Below are 14,034 nucleotides of genomic sequence, written 5' to 3'. Positions count from 1 at the left end.
ACGAGAGAACCAAACCACCCTCACTCAATTCCGCAACAGCCCCCGGGACGTTAATAAGTACTCACGGGTGGGGACTGCAACACGATGCAACGCTTGCCGCCCGCCCCACTCCGGAGTGTGCTGTATGTCACATACCAAGCGAAGGAGAGGTACATGACACAGACGGTCCAGCCGGCTGCGGTGCAGACGTCCCTGACACCTCAGGAACGAGTCGACCTGTGGTTGGCGAGCTTCGAATCCGCTCTCGCGGCGCGCGACGTCGACCGCGCCGCGGGCATGTTCGCAGTCGACAGCTTCTGGCGCGACCTGGTGGCGTTCACCTGGAACCTCAAGACGGTCGAGGGACGCGACGCCGTCGCCGCGATGCTGCACGCACGCCTGGACGACACCGACCCCGTCAACTTCCGCACCACCGAGACACCGGACGAGGCCGACGGCGTCACCTCGGCATGGATCGAGTTCGAGACCGCGACGGGCCGGGGCAAGGGACACCTGCGCCTGAAGGGCGACGAGGCGTGGACCTTCCTCACCACCATGCAGGAGTTGAAGGGCCACGAGGAACGCCGCGGACGGAACCGCGTCAAGGGTGCCGTCCACGGCTCCGGCGGCGACACCCTGAGCTGGGCGGAGAAGCGGGAGATCGAGGAGCGGGAACTCGGCTACACCCGCCAGCCGTACGTTCTCGTGATCGGCGGCGGCCAGGGCGGCATCGCGCTCGGTGCGCGGCTGCGCCAACTCGGGGTCCCGGCCATCGTCGTCGACAAGAACGAACGCCCCGGCGACCAGTGGCGCAACCGGTACAAGTCGCTGTGCCTGCACGACCCGGTCTGGTACGACCACCTGCCCTACATGCCGTTCCCGGACAACTGGCCGGTCTTCGCGCCGAAGGACAAGATCGGCGACTGGCTGGAGATGTACACCAAGGTGATGGAGATTCCGTACTGGTCGTCCACCACCTGCACGTCCGCGACGTTCGACGACGAGACCAAGGAGTGGACCGTCGTCCTCGACCGCGACGGCGAGGACGTGGTGCTCCACCCGAAGCAACTGGTGCTCGCCACCGGCATGTCGGGCAAGCCGAACGTTCCGTCGTTCCCGGGCCAGGACGTCTTCCGGGGCGAGCAGCATCATTCGAGCCGGCACCCCGGTCCGGACGCCTACGTGGGCAAGCGAGTCGTCGTCGTCGGTGCCAACAACTCGGCTCACGACATCTGCAAGGCGCTGTTCGAGAACGGCGCCGACGTGACGATGCTGCAACGGTCGTCCACCCACATCGTGAAGTCGGACTCGCTGATGGACCTCGGCCTCGGCGACCTCTACTCGGAGCGCGCGGTCGCGGCGGGCATGACGACGGAGAAGGCCGACCTGACGTTCGCGTCGTTGCCGTACAAGATCATGCACGAGTTCCAGATCCCGATCTATCAGAAGATCGCCGAACGGGACAGGGACTTCTACGACCGACTGGAAAAGGCCGGATTCAAGCTCGATTTCGGTGACGACGGCTCCGGTCTGTTCATGAAGTACCTGCGCCGCGGATCCGGCTACTACATCGACGTCGGCGCGTCCGAACTCGTCGCCGACGGCAGCATCCACCTCGTGTCCGGGCAGGTCGACCACCTCACCGAGGACGCCGTGGTTCTCACCGACGGGACGGAATTGCCGGCCGACCTCGTCGTCTACGCCACCGGCTACGGGTCCATGAACGGGTGGGCCGCCGACCTCATGGGTCAGGAAGTGGCCGACAAGGTCGGAAAGTGCTGGGGCCTCGGCTCCGACACCACCAAGGACCCCGGACCGTGGGAGGGCGAGCAGCGCAACATGTGGAAGCCGACGCAGCAGGAAGCGCTGTGGTTCCACGGCGGCAACCTGCACCAGTCGCGGCACTACTCGCTGTACCTCGCTCTGCAGCTCAAGGCCCGGCACGAGGAGATCCCGACACCGGTGTACGGGCTGCAGGAGGTGCATCACCTCAGCTGATCGGCCCTGATACGCAGCGGCGCCCTCACTCGACGAGTGAGGGCGCTGTTGAAACGTGATACCGCTTACCTCGCTTCGAGGACCCCGGTCATCTGTGTGACGGTTTTGGCCGCGAGCACCTCGAATGCGAGGCGGGCGACGGGGTCGGCGAATCGCGCCAGGCCGGTGAATTCGAGACGGGCGCGGTAGGTGATCGACGTCGAGGCGTCGTCCACCTTCTCGAACGCCAGATCGTCCGACGTGGCTGCGGTGCCGTTGCGACCCTCGAAGACGACGTGATCGGGGTCGTCGCGGGTCATGCGGTAGGTGAGTTCGGTGGTGCGGCCGAAGAACGACGACACGTTGTGCCATTCCGTGCCCACCGCCACCGGACCGAGGGTGGTCTGCTCGCACGTGTCGGTCCCGGGATCCCAGGCCTCGGTGTTCGCGAAGTCGCGCAGGTACGCGACGACTTTCTCGAGCGGTGCGGCGACGGTGAACGTTCTACTGACCTCGGCCACTCGGGCCTCCTATGCGCAGTCGCGGCAAATCAGCTGCCCGCCCTCTTCGGACGCGAGACGCGACCGATGATGGACCAGGAAGCAACTGCTGCAAGTGAATTCGTCGGCCCTCTTCGGAACGACGCGGACCGTGAGTTCCTCACCGGACAGGTCGGCGCCGGGCAGTTCGAAGGACTCCGCCGTGTCGGTCTCCTCGACGTCGACGACGGACGACTGTGAGTCGTTCCTCCGTGTCTTCAATTCTTCGAGCGAGTCCGCGGCGAGTTCGTCGTCGACGGTAACCCGTGGTGCGTCGTAGTCGGTTGCCATGACTTCCTCCCTTTGGCTCATGTTCCCCGTGTCGTGAAATTCCACACTTGCGGGGCACGGTTGCTAGACAACGCACCGATCCCGCGTTTTGTTCCCGGGCGGCCACAGCTCACCCGTGGTTGCGGGATGCCCGTTCCGGGTACCACTCAATCAGCCGATCGGAAGGTGGTCAGTGGATGACGAGTGCCCACGACGAGCTCGGCAATCCCGTGCCGGACCCGGAGCCGGTGCCGCCGGATCCGAGCCCTCCGCCCGTCCCGCCGACGCCGACGCCGCCTCACCCGTTTCCGCCCGAGCCGGGGCCGGAACCTGCACCTCCCGAGCCCGGGCCGCAACCGGCCGCCGGATCCGGGACCTCCGCAGCCCCCGATTCCCGAGCCGACTCCCCCGTTTCCGCCGCAGATGCACGGCCGGGACCCCTCCCCGTAGGTTAGCCTCACCTACAGGGAGGCATGTGGGTGCGAACGCTCGACCGTCGCAAGTTCCTGACCGTGAGCGCCGGGGTCGGCCTGGCCGGCGTAGCCGCAGCATGTTCCTCGGGAACCGCAGCAGACACCGAAGGCGGCACCCGGGCGGCGACGCACAAGAAGGGAACGACCGAAGTCCCGGACAACCCCCGGCGCATCGTCACGGTCGGCTACTCCGACCAGGACACGCTCCTCGCGTTCGGACGTCAGCCGGTCGGCGTCACCGACTGGTACGGCGACTACCCAGACGCCACGTGGCCCTGGGCCCAGGACGCGCTGAGCCGGACGCACCCCGAGGTCTTCAACCGCGGACAGTTCACCGGCGAGGCCAATTTCGCGTACGAGGCCATCGCGAAACTCGATCCCGACCTGATCCTCGCGCTGTACATCGACGTCGACGACGACGCGTATCGACGACTCTCGGCGATCGCGCCCACCGTGACGACATCGCCGGACTACCCCGATTTCGGCATGCCGTGGCAGGACGCAGTCCGGATCGTCGGCACCACCCTCGGTGAGGACGGGAAGGCGAACCACCTCGTCGCCGGTGTGGACGACTTGGTGGCGCAGCAGCGCGCCGCCCACCCCGAATTCGAGGGCAAGTCGGTCGCGGTCGCCGAACTGGGCGACGCAAGCACGTTCTACGTCCGCTCCCCGAACGACCCGCGTTCACGGCTGATGACGTCGCTCGGGTTCGTCGTCCCGGAGCGGATCGCGCAACTCGCAGGCGATCAGGATGCGTTCACCATCCGCAAGGAGCAGTTCGACACCGTCGACGTCGACGTCCTCGTCTGGAACGTGGGCAGCAGTCCCGGCGCCGAAGCGCAGATCACCGCCGACCCCGTCTATCAGTCGCTACCGGTGGCGAAGGCGGGACGGGCCGTGTTCGTCGACGACCCCACCGTCTCCGGCGCGCTCACCTGGGGCACCGTCCTCAGCCTCCCGTACGCCGTCGAGGCACTCGTACCGAAACTGGCCGAGGCCGCCGCCAAATCGGCTTGACGCCGCGCTCACCCGGACTGGTCTTCGAGCCGGGTGAGCGCCACCAGCGTTCGGACCCCGTGAATCATCGCGCGCTCGTCGAGGTTGAAACCCGGCTGGTGAAGCTCCTGCCGGGTGCCGGTCCCGTCCCACACCCCGAGTCTGGCCATCGCGCCCGGAACCTTCTCCAGATACCACGCGAAATCCTCGCCGCCGCTGGACTGATGAGCCTCGGCCAGGTGGTCGAAGCCGACGACCGATTCGATCGCCTCCCGTAGGTCGGCGGTGCAGTCGGGATCGTTGACGACGGGCGGGACGCCCCGCAGGTAGGAGAGTTCGTACCGCACGTTGTACGGTGCGAGCAGGTGGCAGATCGCGTCCGTAACCAGCGGTTCGAGCGACGCCCACGTCTCGCGGGACGCGCTGCGCAGGGTGCCCACCAGTTCACCCGACTCGGGCACGGAGTTCGCGACCTGCCCGGCGGCCACCTTCCCCCAGGTGAGGACGGTCGCGGTGCGGGCGTCGATCCGGCGGTCGAGTACGGACGCCAGTCCGGTCACCAGGACAGCGGTCGCGTGGATCAGATCGCCGGTCAGGTGAGGTCGGGCGGTGTGGCCGCCCGCCGACCACAACCGCACCGTGACGGAGTCGTTGGACGACGTGATCGGCCCCGTCCGGGTGGACAGTTTGCCGACCTCGAGGTGCGGGTCGCAGTGCAGTGCAAAGATTTTCGACACCCCGTCGAGTGCGCCCGCGGCGATCGTGTCGACCGCGCCGCCGGGGGTGGTCTCCTCCGCCGGCTGGAAGACGAGACGGACGCGGGTCGGCGGCGGGTATTTCGTCAGGACGGATGCCGCGCCCATCAGCATCGTCGTGTGGGCGTCGTGACCGCACGCGTGTGACACTCCGGGCACCCTCGACTCGAACGGGAGACCGGTTGTCTCGGCGACCGGCAGCGCGTCGAGGTCGGCCCGCAGCGCGATGCACTCGCCCGTCTCCGGACCGACGTCGCACCACAGGCCGGTTCCGCCGGGCATCAGGACGGGTTCGAGCCCGAGACCGACGAGATGATCGCGCACCACTCCGGTGGTCCGGCGTTCCTCGAACGACAGTTCCGGATGCGCGTGCAGGTCGCGGCGCCACTCGACGAGCTTCTTCTCGTCGAGCTCCGTCGACTCCGTCCAGGTCATGTCGGCGGTGTCGCCGCGGTCCCAGAACCTCGCGCTCCAATATCTCCGGGTCCGGCCCGCCCCGGTCGACTTCGGGCCGGGTTCGCGCGGCGGCGGCACTTCCACGTCGGGGAGATGCTCGGTGCGGCCCGCCGTCTCCGCCAGCAGCAGATCCACCACGTCGGTGAGCCGGCCTCGGCGACCGAGCGCCTGACGTTGCCGGGCGGCGGAACTCCCGTGGGCGGTCGCCTCGGCGGACAACTCCACCACGCGGTCCCAGTCACCGGTCTCCTCGAGCTGGGGGCGCAGCGAATTCACGAAGTCGCCGACGAGTTCCGACGCAGGACGTGCCTGCGGAACCGTCACGTCGACAAGTTCCTCCTCCAACCCCGACCGGGCCGCCCGCCACAGCGCCGCTCTCGTCAGGGTCGGGAGTACCTCGACGCCCTTCCTCCCGGCGCGCAATCCCTCCACCTCGCGTTCCACGAGCGCACGGAACAGGGCGGCGACGAGCAGGACCGTGTCCAGTCGCGGGCAGCTGTCGCACACCCGCAACTCCAGGGTCGGAAGCTTCACCGACGGCCGGACGTCGAAATACGCCATGCCGGGATCGCTGATCACCCCGCTGGCGACCAGGTCGTCGATCAGGGCGCCGTATTCGGCTGCCGAGGAGACGGGTGCGGCCGGACCCGTGCTGGGCCAGCGCAGCCACAGTAGTGTGCGCGCGCTGGCATAGCCGGTGTCCGCGCCGTCGGACCGGAACGGGGAACTCGCGCTGAGCGCGAGGAGGACGGGCATGTGCGGAGCAACGCGGTGCGCGACCTGCACGGCCTCGTCACGATCGGGCAGGTCGACGTGAACCTGCGTGCCGCAGATCAACTGCTCGCGGGCGAGCACCTGATAGTCGGCGAGCATGCGCCCGTAGCGCTGCGTTCCCGTCACGTGCATCTCGGCGGGCAACGCCAGCGGCACCGAGCCCGCGGCCGCCACGCCGATGCCGAGATCTTCGGCCGCGTCGACGAGCAGCCTGCGGTGTCGCTCCAGATCGCTCCGCAGGCCGTCGAGGTCGGCATACACACCACTGTTGACCTCGACGACGCACTGCTGGAGTTCGTCGACGTACACGTCGTCGGGAAGTCGTGCCAGCAACTCCGGCGCGCGGGTGGTCAGGCGCCGGGTCTTCAGATCGATGAGGTGGAATTCCTCCTCGACGCCCACTTTCCGTGGGTCGCTGGCGAGCACGATGTGCCTCTATTTCTATTCTATTTCTCCGTGGCACCCTCGGTGTCGTCGAAGAACGCCCAGGTGCCGTCCTCGTCGACTTCCATCCGCCATCCGAGTTCGGAATTGTCCGCGCGAACGTCGACGAACCACGCGTGCGCGTCACCGGCGCTCGGAATCTCCTTCGTTTCGACGACACTGCCCTGGGGATCGATCACTCGGTATTTCGCCATGGTCGTCGGGTTCCCCGCCCACCCGGGTCTGAATCATCGGACGGAATATCCCGTCCACCCACGCAGTTACACCACCTAATTGATGATTCAACTATCTAGAGCGAGGGTGTGCGATGGAACTCGGGTTGACGACGTTCGCGGAGGTCGGTTCCGGCGGGTCCGGGGTGGTGTCGCCGCGGCAGCGTCTGAAGGATCTGCTCGAAGAGGTCGTCCTGGCCGAGCAGGTCGGCCTCGACGTGTACGGCGTCGGTGAGCACCACCGCGCGGACTTCGCCGCGTCGGCACCCGCGGTCGTGCTGTCGGCCGCTGCCGCCCGGACGTCCCGCATCGCATTGACCAGTGCGGTCACCGTCCTGAGCTCCGACGACCCGGTACGGGTGTTCGAGGAATTCGCCACCCTCGACCTGATCTCCGACGGGCGCGCCGAGGTGATGGCCGGTCGCGGCTCGTTCACCGAATCGTTCCCGCTCTTCGGTTACGACCTGGCCGACTACGACGAGTTGTTCGTCGAGAAACTCGGCCTGCTACTCGCCCTCCGCGACTCGGAGACCGTGAACTGGTCGGGACGGCACCGGGCGGCGCTGACAGACCAGTCCGTCTACCCACGGCCCGAACGTCCCCTTCCCATCTGGGTCGGGGTGGGTGGCAATCCCGAGTCGGTGGCTCGCACCGGACTGCTCGGCCTGCCGATGGCGTTCGCGATCATCGGCGGACAACCCGCCCGATTCGCACCGCTGGCCGACCTGCACCGCCGTGCGGTGTCGGAGGGTGGGCACGAACCGCAGCCCATCGCCGTCCACGCGCACGGTTACGTCGCGGACACCGAGGACCGGGCGGTATCGGAGTTCTACCCGTCGTACGCCGCGGCCATGACCGGCCTCGGACGCGAACGCGGGTGGGCACCGATGAACCCGCAGGCATTCGACGGTCTGCGCGGACCCGGCGGTTCGCTCGTGCTCGGCAACCCCGAACAGGTGGCCGAGAAGATCGTCGGCATGCGCGACACCCTGGGCATCGAACGGTTCATGCTGCACCCCAGCGTCGGGCCGCTGCCCCACGACAAGGTGATGCGCGCGATCGAACTGCTCGGCACCAAGGTGGCCCCGCTCGTCGAACAGGCGTAATTCCTGCGGTGGCGGTGCGTTAACCCGTACCGTCACCCATCACCGCGCCCTCCCGTCGTGGGTCCGCGCCGCCGACCCACCCCGAGTCCTGACGCTGCAGCGCACTGAGCCCACTGGACTGCGGTGCGACCGACACCTGGTGACCCATCGCCCGCAACTGCACGATCAACGGGTCGTCGGCGCCGTCGTTGACCGCGTTGATGTTCGGATGCTCCCCGCCGACGCCGGTGACCGGGGTGTTGGCGGCCCCGAAGTCGACCGCCGACACCGCCTGCTGCGGGTTCAGACCCCAATCCAGCATTCCCACGAGCGTTTTCACGACGAACTGGATGATCACCGAACCGCCCGGCGACCCCGTCACGTACTGGACGTCCCCCAGCGACCCGTCGCTGCTGCGGTCGAAGACGAGCGTCGGCGCCATCGAACTGCGGGGCCGCTTACCCGGTTCGACGCGGTTGGCGAGCGGCGTCCCGTCCGGCCCGACGGGCTGGGCCGAGAAGTCGGTGAGCTGATTGTTGAGAACGAAGCCGTCCGTCATGTGGAACGAGCCGAAAGCCGATTCCACCGTCGTCGTCATCGACGCGACGTTGCCGTACTGGTCGGCGATCGAGATGTGGCTGGTGCCGTGTTCCTTGTCCTGCGGCTGCACACCGAGCGGGACCGGACCGAAGTTTCCGGGTTGCGCGGTGCCCATGCTCTTGCCGGGGTCGATGAGGTCGGCCCGCTGCTTCAGGTAGTCCTCGTTCAGCAGCGTGTCGAGGGAATTGCCCGGCAGCGGAACGAAATCGGAGTCCGCGACGTACTTGTCCCGGTCGGCGTACGCCAGTCGTTCCGCCTCGGAGATGAGATGCACGGCCTCCGCCGTCGGCTTCCCGCCGTTGTCGTCGAGGTTCGTGGGCCCGTACTCCGACAGGTCGAAGTTCTCCAGGATGCCGAGCGTCGCCGCGACCGCCGTCCCGCCGGACGACGGGTTGGGCATGCCGCAGATCTCGTGGTCCCGATACGGCGTGCACAGCGCCGTGCGCTTCTTCGCCTGGTAGTTCGCGAGGTCGTCGAGCGTCATCTGTCCGGGGGTGCGCCCGCCCGACGCCGTCGCCGTCGCATCGACGATGCCCTGGGCGATGGCCCCGGTGTAGAAGGCGTCGGCACCGCCCGCCGCGATCGCACCGAGCGTCTTGGCCATGGCCGGGTTCGTCAGCTTCGTGCCCGCCGGCTTGGGGCTGCCGTCCGGGTTGAGGAAATACGCCTTCGACGGCTCGTCGAGCGCCAGATCGGGTGCGGACTCGGCGATCTGCCCGGCCATCCGCGGGCTGATCTCGAGTCCCTGGTCCGCGAGCGAGATGGCCGGGTCGAACAGTTCCCGCCACTCGTCCCGGCCGTGTTCGCGGTGCGCCAGCTCGAGCATCCGCACCACCCCGGGAACGCCGATGGACCGCCCGCTCGCCCGGGCGTCGGGCTTGGGCTCGGTGCGGTCGGTGTCGCTGATCCAGCGCAGGTAATTCTCCGTCGCCGCCATCGGCGCGACCTCGCGGCCGTCGTACGCCTCGACGCTCTTCTGCCCGGCGTCGTAGTAGAGCAGGAACGCCCCGCCCCCGATTCCGGAGGACTGCGGTTCGACGAGCCCGAGAACGGTCTGGGCCACGATCAGCGCGTCGGCGGCCGTGCCCCCGTCCCGCAACACCTCGCAGGCGGCCTGCGTCGACACGGGATTGGCGGTGGAGACCGCGTACGACGCCGTGTTCACCGGCACCATCCCGGAGCGGTACACCGTGGCGATCTCGGGGTTGGTCGCGAGGTTCTGGGTGGTCGGCGCCGGGCCCGGGGGCGGCGGCGCCTTGGCGATCGGGGTGCCGTTGGGAACGTCCGCACACGTGGCCGCCGGATCGCTCTGCGGTTCCTCGTCCGACGCGCACGCGGCCAGCATGCCGACGCAGAGAGCCGCGGCCAACGAGGCCCGAATTGCCGTTCCGATTCCCGTCACAGGACCCATCACCGAACCCTAACAGCGGGGATCCGGTGCCGACCGGCTAAAGACGAGGTCCGAAGTGCCGGGTGAGAATTCGGTAGCCGAGCTCGTGGAGGTGGTGGTGCTCGGGCCACCGGTCGCGGGTCCACGCCGGGTCGGTGTGGGCGGCGGTGATCGCGGCGGTGGTGGAACTGTGCAGATCGAACTCGAGATCCCGGCAGAGTTCCGCGACGGCGGCCGGTTCCCGCGCATCGCCGAGCCGCCCGATCGTCCCGGCCACCTGGACGTCCGCGTCGCGCAGGATCCGCCGGTACGAACCCGGAAGCACGGTCCACAGCACGAGGAGCGCCACCGCCACGCCGAGAACGGTCTCGAGAAGCCGGTCCCGGGTGACCGCGACGAGGTCCACGTGCGTTCCGAGACCGCCGAGAACCAACGCGAGTGGGGTGATGAACACCATCGCCAGGCCGTAATTGCGGACGAGGAAGGCTTCCGTCCCCGCCATCAGGAGCGCCACGACGAGTACCAGCGCGGCCGGCGACAGGTCGAGCGTCGCCAGCGCTGCGAACAGGGCGAGTCCGAGCACCGTTCCGAAGAACCGGTGCAGCCCGCGGTACGTCCCCAGCACCCGGTCCGGGCCCTGGTGCAGGATCATCGCCGCGGTGATCACCGCCCAGTCGGGGCGGGCGACACCGAGACCCAGCGCCAGGAGACCGGCAGCGGGGCACGCGACCAGCAGTCGCGCGACGATCGTCCAGGACCGGCCCCGGAGATGGGCCGCCCGCGCGAGCCGGTAGCGGATCGACGGCCTGGGCAGCGGGACCTGCGGCCGCAGGTCGTCTTCGTCGGAGGCGTGGTTCGCGTCGTGGCCGTCGACCACGGCGGCGCACCGCAGGTGAGCCGCACGCAACGTGCGGGTGAGCGGATGATCGCGGCCGACGAGGGCGGCGTCGTGGAGGCACTGCCAGGCGGCGTGCAGCGACCGCACCGCGTCCCGGCGGGCATTCGGTGCGGGCGAGTCGGCGAGTGCGGCGTCGACCGCGGCGACCGCGGTCGCGACCGCGGCCCGCTCGGGGGTGCGTGGACGCGCGAGCAGCCCCGACATCGACACGAGCAACGCCGACGCCGCACCGGCCGCCGCCCAGGACGTCACCTCCGAAACGGAGACACCGAGGGCGGGCAGCGCGGACGAGATCTCCACCGTGAGCAGTGGAAGGAAGGCACCGGGCGCCCCGAGCCGCAACCCGTCGACGACGAAGGCGCAGACGGCAACCACGACGGTCATCGAGAGGACGAGCGCCATCCCCCACAGCGGGGAACCGCCCGCCGCGGTCGCGCCGTGAACGAGCGCGCCGACCGCGGCGCCGACACCGGCGAGGAGCACCATCACGGCGGCGGCGATCGAGACCACCCGCCACCGCACCCGGTACGCCCTGCCCTCGCCGTAGACGACGGCGAAGGCTCCCACAGTCGCCGTCGCGGCAACCGCAGAGTGTCCGAGCGCTACCCCCGCCAGCGCGGGCAGACACGCCGCCACGCCGGCGCGGACCACTCCCGGCCAGCGCCGACCCTGCCCCGGCACCCCCAGAAGCAACGAGCGTGCCGGGGCCGGCGCAGGGATCGGCACACCGTGATCCCGCGATCCGGTTCCCTGATCCTGCGCTCCTGGCGACACGACCACACAGACTACGAGCGGTCGAGTCGCCCGAAACAGTCGATGAGGTGCATCTCACGTGGGGCCGCGGTACCGATCAGCCGTGCGGGTGACGGAGCGGGCGCCCGTACTCCGCGGCGAGCAGGCCGAGAGCGACGGCACCGGCGAGCAACCCGAAGTCGCGCAGTGCGACGTCGTAGTACCCGGACAGCGTGACCAGGTTGACGATGATTCCGGCCAGCCAGGCCGCGACGACCCAGGCGCCGATCCGCGGCGCGACGGCGACGAGGATTCCTGCGACCACTTCGATCACGCCGACGGCGTACATGCCCTGCTGCGCGGTTCCCGGCAGGATGCCGTCGATCCACGGCGCCAGGTAGGCGGGCCAGTCGGTGAGCCAGTTCGTGAACTTGTCCAGGCCGAACAGGATGGGCGCCACGGTGAAGACTGTGCGCAGCACGAGGAAGGCCTGATAGCCGGGGTCGGCCAGGGTGTGCGAACCGTGGCTGACCTCGTGGGGTGTGTTGGTAGCCATGACGACTCCTTCTAAAAACTATATATATTGACTATAGAATTCTCGACACAATTAAGTCAACGTCTCCCGGTTTTACAATGGGCCCATGGACGACACTCCACGCTCGGACGTCTCGGCCGTCTCCTCCCTCGACGAGCCGGTGCGCAGGCGGGTGTACGACCACGTGCGCGCGCAGGCGACGCCGGTCAGCCGCGACGACGTCGCCGAGGCGCTGGGACTCGCCCGCTCGACGTCCGCGTTCCATCTCGAGAAGCTGGCCGACGAGGGGCTGCTGGCGGTCGAGTTCGCTCGGCGTGGGGGGCGCTCGGGTCCGGGCGCGGGGCGGCCCGCCAAGCTCTACCGACGGTCCGACCGTGAGTTCTCGGTACACCTGCCCGAGCGTGCGTACGCGCTCGCCGGCGAGTTGTTCGCCCAGGCTATCGAGGACGCGGACGCCACCGGCGCATCACCGCGGGCGGCCCTCTCCGCGCGTGCCCACGACTTCGGGCGCGGCCTCGGCGCCGACACGGGCTGCACGGACGACGACCTGCTCGCGGCGCTCGCGACGTGCGGTTACGAGCCGCGCCGTAGCGACGGCACCCTCGTCCTGGTCAACTGCCCGTTCCACGCGCTCGCCCGGCAGCACACGGACATGGTGTGCGGAATGAACCTCGCGCTGCTGTCCGGACTGCTCGACGGCGCGGGATGCGAGGATCGCCGCGCCACACTGGCACCCGCCGACGGGTACTGCTGCGTGCGGATCGAAAGTGAGCAGCCACCCGCACGTGAGTGACAAAGCGTGCCCCGGGACGCTTCGGCACTCACCTGGGGTTGGCGCCGACGACGACGGTGGCGTCCATCTCGTCCGACGTCTCGACTCGGGTGATCAACCCGGCGTCCGCGAACGCCTCCGCGGTGAGCGGGGCCTGACCCGCACTGGTCTCGATCAGGAGATGACCGCCCGGTGCGAGCCAGTCGCGCGCCCCGAGGGTCATTCGCCGCTGGATGTCGAGCCCGTCCGCGCCGCCGTCGAGCGAGACCCGCGGCTCGTGGAACCGGGCCTCCGGCGGCATCAACCGGATCGCGTCGGTGGGCACGTACGGGGCGTTGGCCACCAGGACGTCGATGCCTCCCCTCAGCGCGGTGGGCAACGGCTCGTACAGGTCGCCCTCGAATACCCGGCCGGGGTCCGGGACGTTGCGTCGCGCGCAGCGGACGGCGGCGGGGTCGATGTCCACCGCATACAACTCGATGCCGTCGCCCGTCTCGGCGAGCGCCGCACCTACCGCGCCCGAACCACAGCACAGGTCGGCCACGACAGCATGCGGGCCCGCGAGGGCGGCGGCCTGCTCGACGAGGAACGCGGTACGACGACGTGGCACGAACACCCGCGGATCGACCGCGATCCTGAGCCCGCAGAACTCGGCCCAGCCGAGGACGTGTTCGAGGGGGACGCCTGCGACGCGGCGGTCCAGCATCGACGCGAGTTCGTCGGACGTGCGGGCCGCGGAGACGATCAAACGGGCCTCGTCCTCGGCGAACACACAGCCGGCGGCGCGAAGCCTCGTGACGAGAACGAATTCGAGGGACGGTGAGAGAGACACTGACATGGGAGAGCCTTCCGGAATGCCGATGGGCGCTCTCCCGGCCACCTTACGTCGGTACGACCGCGCGGTCGCGGAGTGAGAGCATCCGAACTGAACGAACGGACACAGGTCTCACCTCCTCGATACGGATCCTGCTCGGAGTCGCCACATTACCTCCATCCGCGGTCGCCGGGCATCCGAATAACCGGAAGTGGTGTGGACCGGAGCAGCGGCGGGTATCCCATGTGACCTGCCCGAATTGACCAGGCAGATCGATCGAAGGTGATGCTCGGACCGCTGCCTCCGCATGGTGGTGGCGGATACAATCGAGGT

Annotated in this window: 12 protein-coding genes; 4 read left to right on the top strand and 8 right to left on the bottom strand. The window is 68.8% G+C overall.

Translation table 11 applies throughout. The features are described 5' to 3' along the window. Positions 1-153: 153 nt before the first annotated feature. Entirely contained in the window at positions 154-1,977 is a 1,824-nt protein-coding gene (locus RHA1_RS20630) for an NAD(P)/FAD-dependent oxidoreductase (RefSeq protein WP_011596698.1), read from the top strand. Positions 1,978-2,042: 65 nt separating this feature from the next. Here RHA1_RS20630 and RHA1_RS20625 read toward each other — a convergent pair whose 3' ends face one another. Both RHA1_RS20625 and RHA1_RS20620 read right to left on the bottom strand, forming a co-directional pair. After that, a complete protein-coding gene (locus tag RHA1_RS20625; RefSeq protein WP_011596697.1) occupies positions 2,043-2,477 on the bottom strand; it encodes an SRPBCC family protein in 435 nt (144 codons plus the stop codon). Between the two features lie 9 nt (positions 2,478-2,486). Further along, positions 2,487-2,786 (bottom strand): DUF4193 domain-containing protein, encoded by a 300-nt coding sequence (locus tag RHA1_RS20620; RefSeq protein ID WP_005248611.1) that lies wholly within the window; start codon positions 2,784-2,786, stop codon positions 2,487-2,489. Positions 2,787-3,238: 452 nt separating this feature from the next. Here RHA1_RS20620 and RHA1_RS20615 point away from each other — a divergent pair, with 452 nt between their 5' ends. Beyond that, positions 3,239-4,255 (top strand): iron-siderophore ABC transporter substrate-binding protein, encoded by a 1,017-nt coding sequence (locus RHA1_RS20615; protein ID WP_011596696.1) that lies wholly within the window; start codon positions 3,239-3,241, stop codon positions 4,253-4,255. 8 nt (positions 4,256-4,263) lie between these two features. Here RHA1_RS20615 and RHA1_RS20610 read toward each other — a convergent pair whose 3' ends face one another. Next, complete coding sequence (locus RHA1_RS20610; protein ID WP_011596695.1) at positions 4,264-6,645, bottom strand: glutamate--cysteine ligase; 2,382 nt, start codon at positions 6,643-6,645, stop codon at positions 4,264-4,266. A gap of 20 nt (positions 6,646-6,665) precedes the next feature. Then, positions 6,666-6,857, bottom strand: a complete 192-nt coding sequence (locus tag RHA1_RS20605; protein ID WP_009477291.1) for a hypothetical protein — start codon at positions 6,855-6,857, stop codon at positions 6,666-6,668. A 113-nt stretch (positions 6,858-6,970) separates the two neighbouring features. Between RHA1_RS20605 and RHA1_RS20600 the strand changes: the two genes are divergently transcribed. Next, a complete protein-coding gene (locus tag RHA1_RS20600; protein WP_011596694.1) occupies positions 6,971-7,981 on the top strand; it encodes an LLM class flavin-dependent oxidoreductase in 1,011 nt (336 codons plus the stop codon). 19 nt (positions 7,982-8,000) lie between these two features. Here the strand turns inward: RHA1_RS20600 and ggt are convergent, their stop codons facing one another. The 3 genes from ggt to RHA1_RS20585 all read right to left on the bottom strand — a co-directional run bounded on the left by ggt (position 8,001) and on the right by RHA1_RS20585 (position 12,136). Next, positions 8,001-9,971: a gamma-glutamyltransferase gene (ggt, locus tag RHA1_RS20595; protein WP_009477289.1), complete on the bottom strand. Its 1,971-nt coding sequence runs from the start codon at positions 9,969-9,971 to the stop codon at positions 8,001-8,003. A 37-nt stretch (positions 9,972-10,008) separates the two neighbouring features. Beyond that, positions 10,009-11,574, bottom strand: coding sequence for an FUSC family protein (locus tag RHA1_RS20590; RefSeq protein WP_011596693.1), 1,566 nt, complete (start codon positions 11,572-11,574; stop codon positions 10,009-10,011). A gap of 124 nt (positions 11,575-11,698) precedes the next feature. After that, positions 11,699-12,136 (bottom strand): DoxX family membrane protein, encoded by a 438-nt coding sequence (locus tag RHA1_RS20585; RefSeq protein ID WP_011596692.1) that lies wholly within the window; start codon positions 12,134-12,136, stop codon positions 11,699-11,701. Between the two features lie 85 nt (positions 12,137-12,221). Here RHA1_RS20585 and RHA1_RS20580 point away from each other — a divergent pair, with 85 nt between their 5' ends. Next, entirely contained in the window at positions 12,222-12,908 is a 687-nt protein-coding gene (locus tag RHA1_RS20580) for a helix-turn-helix transcriptional regulator (protein ID WP_009477285.1), read from the top strand. Positions 12,909-12,936: 28 nt separating this feature from the next. Here the strand turns inward: RHA1_RS20580 and RHA1_RS20575 are convergent, their stop codons facing one another. Next, positions 12,937-13,725, bottom strand: a complete 789-nt coding sequence (locus RHA1_RS20575; protein ID WP_011596691.1) for a putative protein N(5)-glutamine methyltransferase — start codon at positions 13,723-13,725, stop codon at positions 12,937-12,939. Positions 13,726-14,034: the final 309 nt, after the last annotated feature.

It is taken from the genome of Rhodococcus jostii RHA1 (assembly GCF_000014565.1).
GTDB classification, from domain to species: Bacteria; Actinomycetota; Actinomycetes; order Mycobacteriales; family Mycobacteriaceae; genus Rhodococcus_F; species Rhodococcus_F jostii_A.
The sequence above is the reverse complement of the archived record's forward strand: the minus strand, read 5'-3'. Positions and strand labels throughout refer to the sequence as shown.

What these genes read in the sequence shown, in the direction of transcription:
- RHA1_RS20630 (WP_011596698.1), top strand. Translation starts at nt 154, where the DNA reads ATGACACAGACGGTCCAGCCGGCTGCGGTGCAGACGTCCCTGACACCT.
- RHA1_RS20620 (WP_005248611.1), bottom strand. Translation starts at nt 2,786, where the DNA reads ATGGCAACCGACTACGACGCACCACGGGTTACCGTCGACGACGAACTC.
- RHA1_RS20615 (WP_011596696.1), top strand. Translation starts at nt 3,239, where the DNA reads ATGTGGGTGCGAACGCTCGACCGTCGCAAGTTCCTGACCGTGAGCGCC.
- RHA1_RS20605 (WP_009477291.1), bottom strand. Translation starts at nt 6,857, where the DNA reads ATGGCGAAATACCGAGTGATCGATCCCCAGGGCAGTGTCGTCGAAACG.
- RHA1_RS20600 (WP_011596694.1), top strand. Translation starts at nt 6,971, where the DNA reads ATGGAACTCGGGTTGACGACGTTCGCGGAGGTCGGTTCCGGCGGGTCC.
- ggt (WP_009477289.1), bottom strand. Translation starts at nt 9,971, where the DNA reads ATGGGTCCTGTGACGGGAATCGGAACGGCAATTCGGGCCTCGTTGGCC.
- RHA1_RS20585 (WP_011596692.1), bottom strand. Translation starts at nt 12,136, where the DNA reads ATGGCTACCAACACACCCCACGAGGTCAGCCACGGTTCGCACACCCTG.
- RHA1_RS20580 (WP_009477285.1), top strand. Translation starts at nt 12,222, where the DNA reads ATGGACGACACTCCACGCTCGGACGTCTCGGCCGTCTCCTCCCTCGAC.
- RHA1_RS20575 (WP_011596691.1), bottom strand. Translation starts at nt 13,725, where the DNA reads ATGTCAGTGTCTCTCTCACCGTCCCTCGAATTCGTTCTCGTCACGAGG.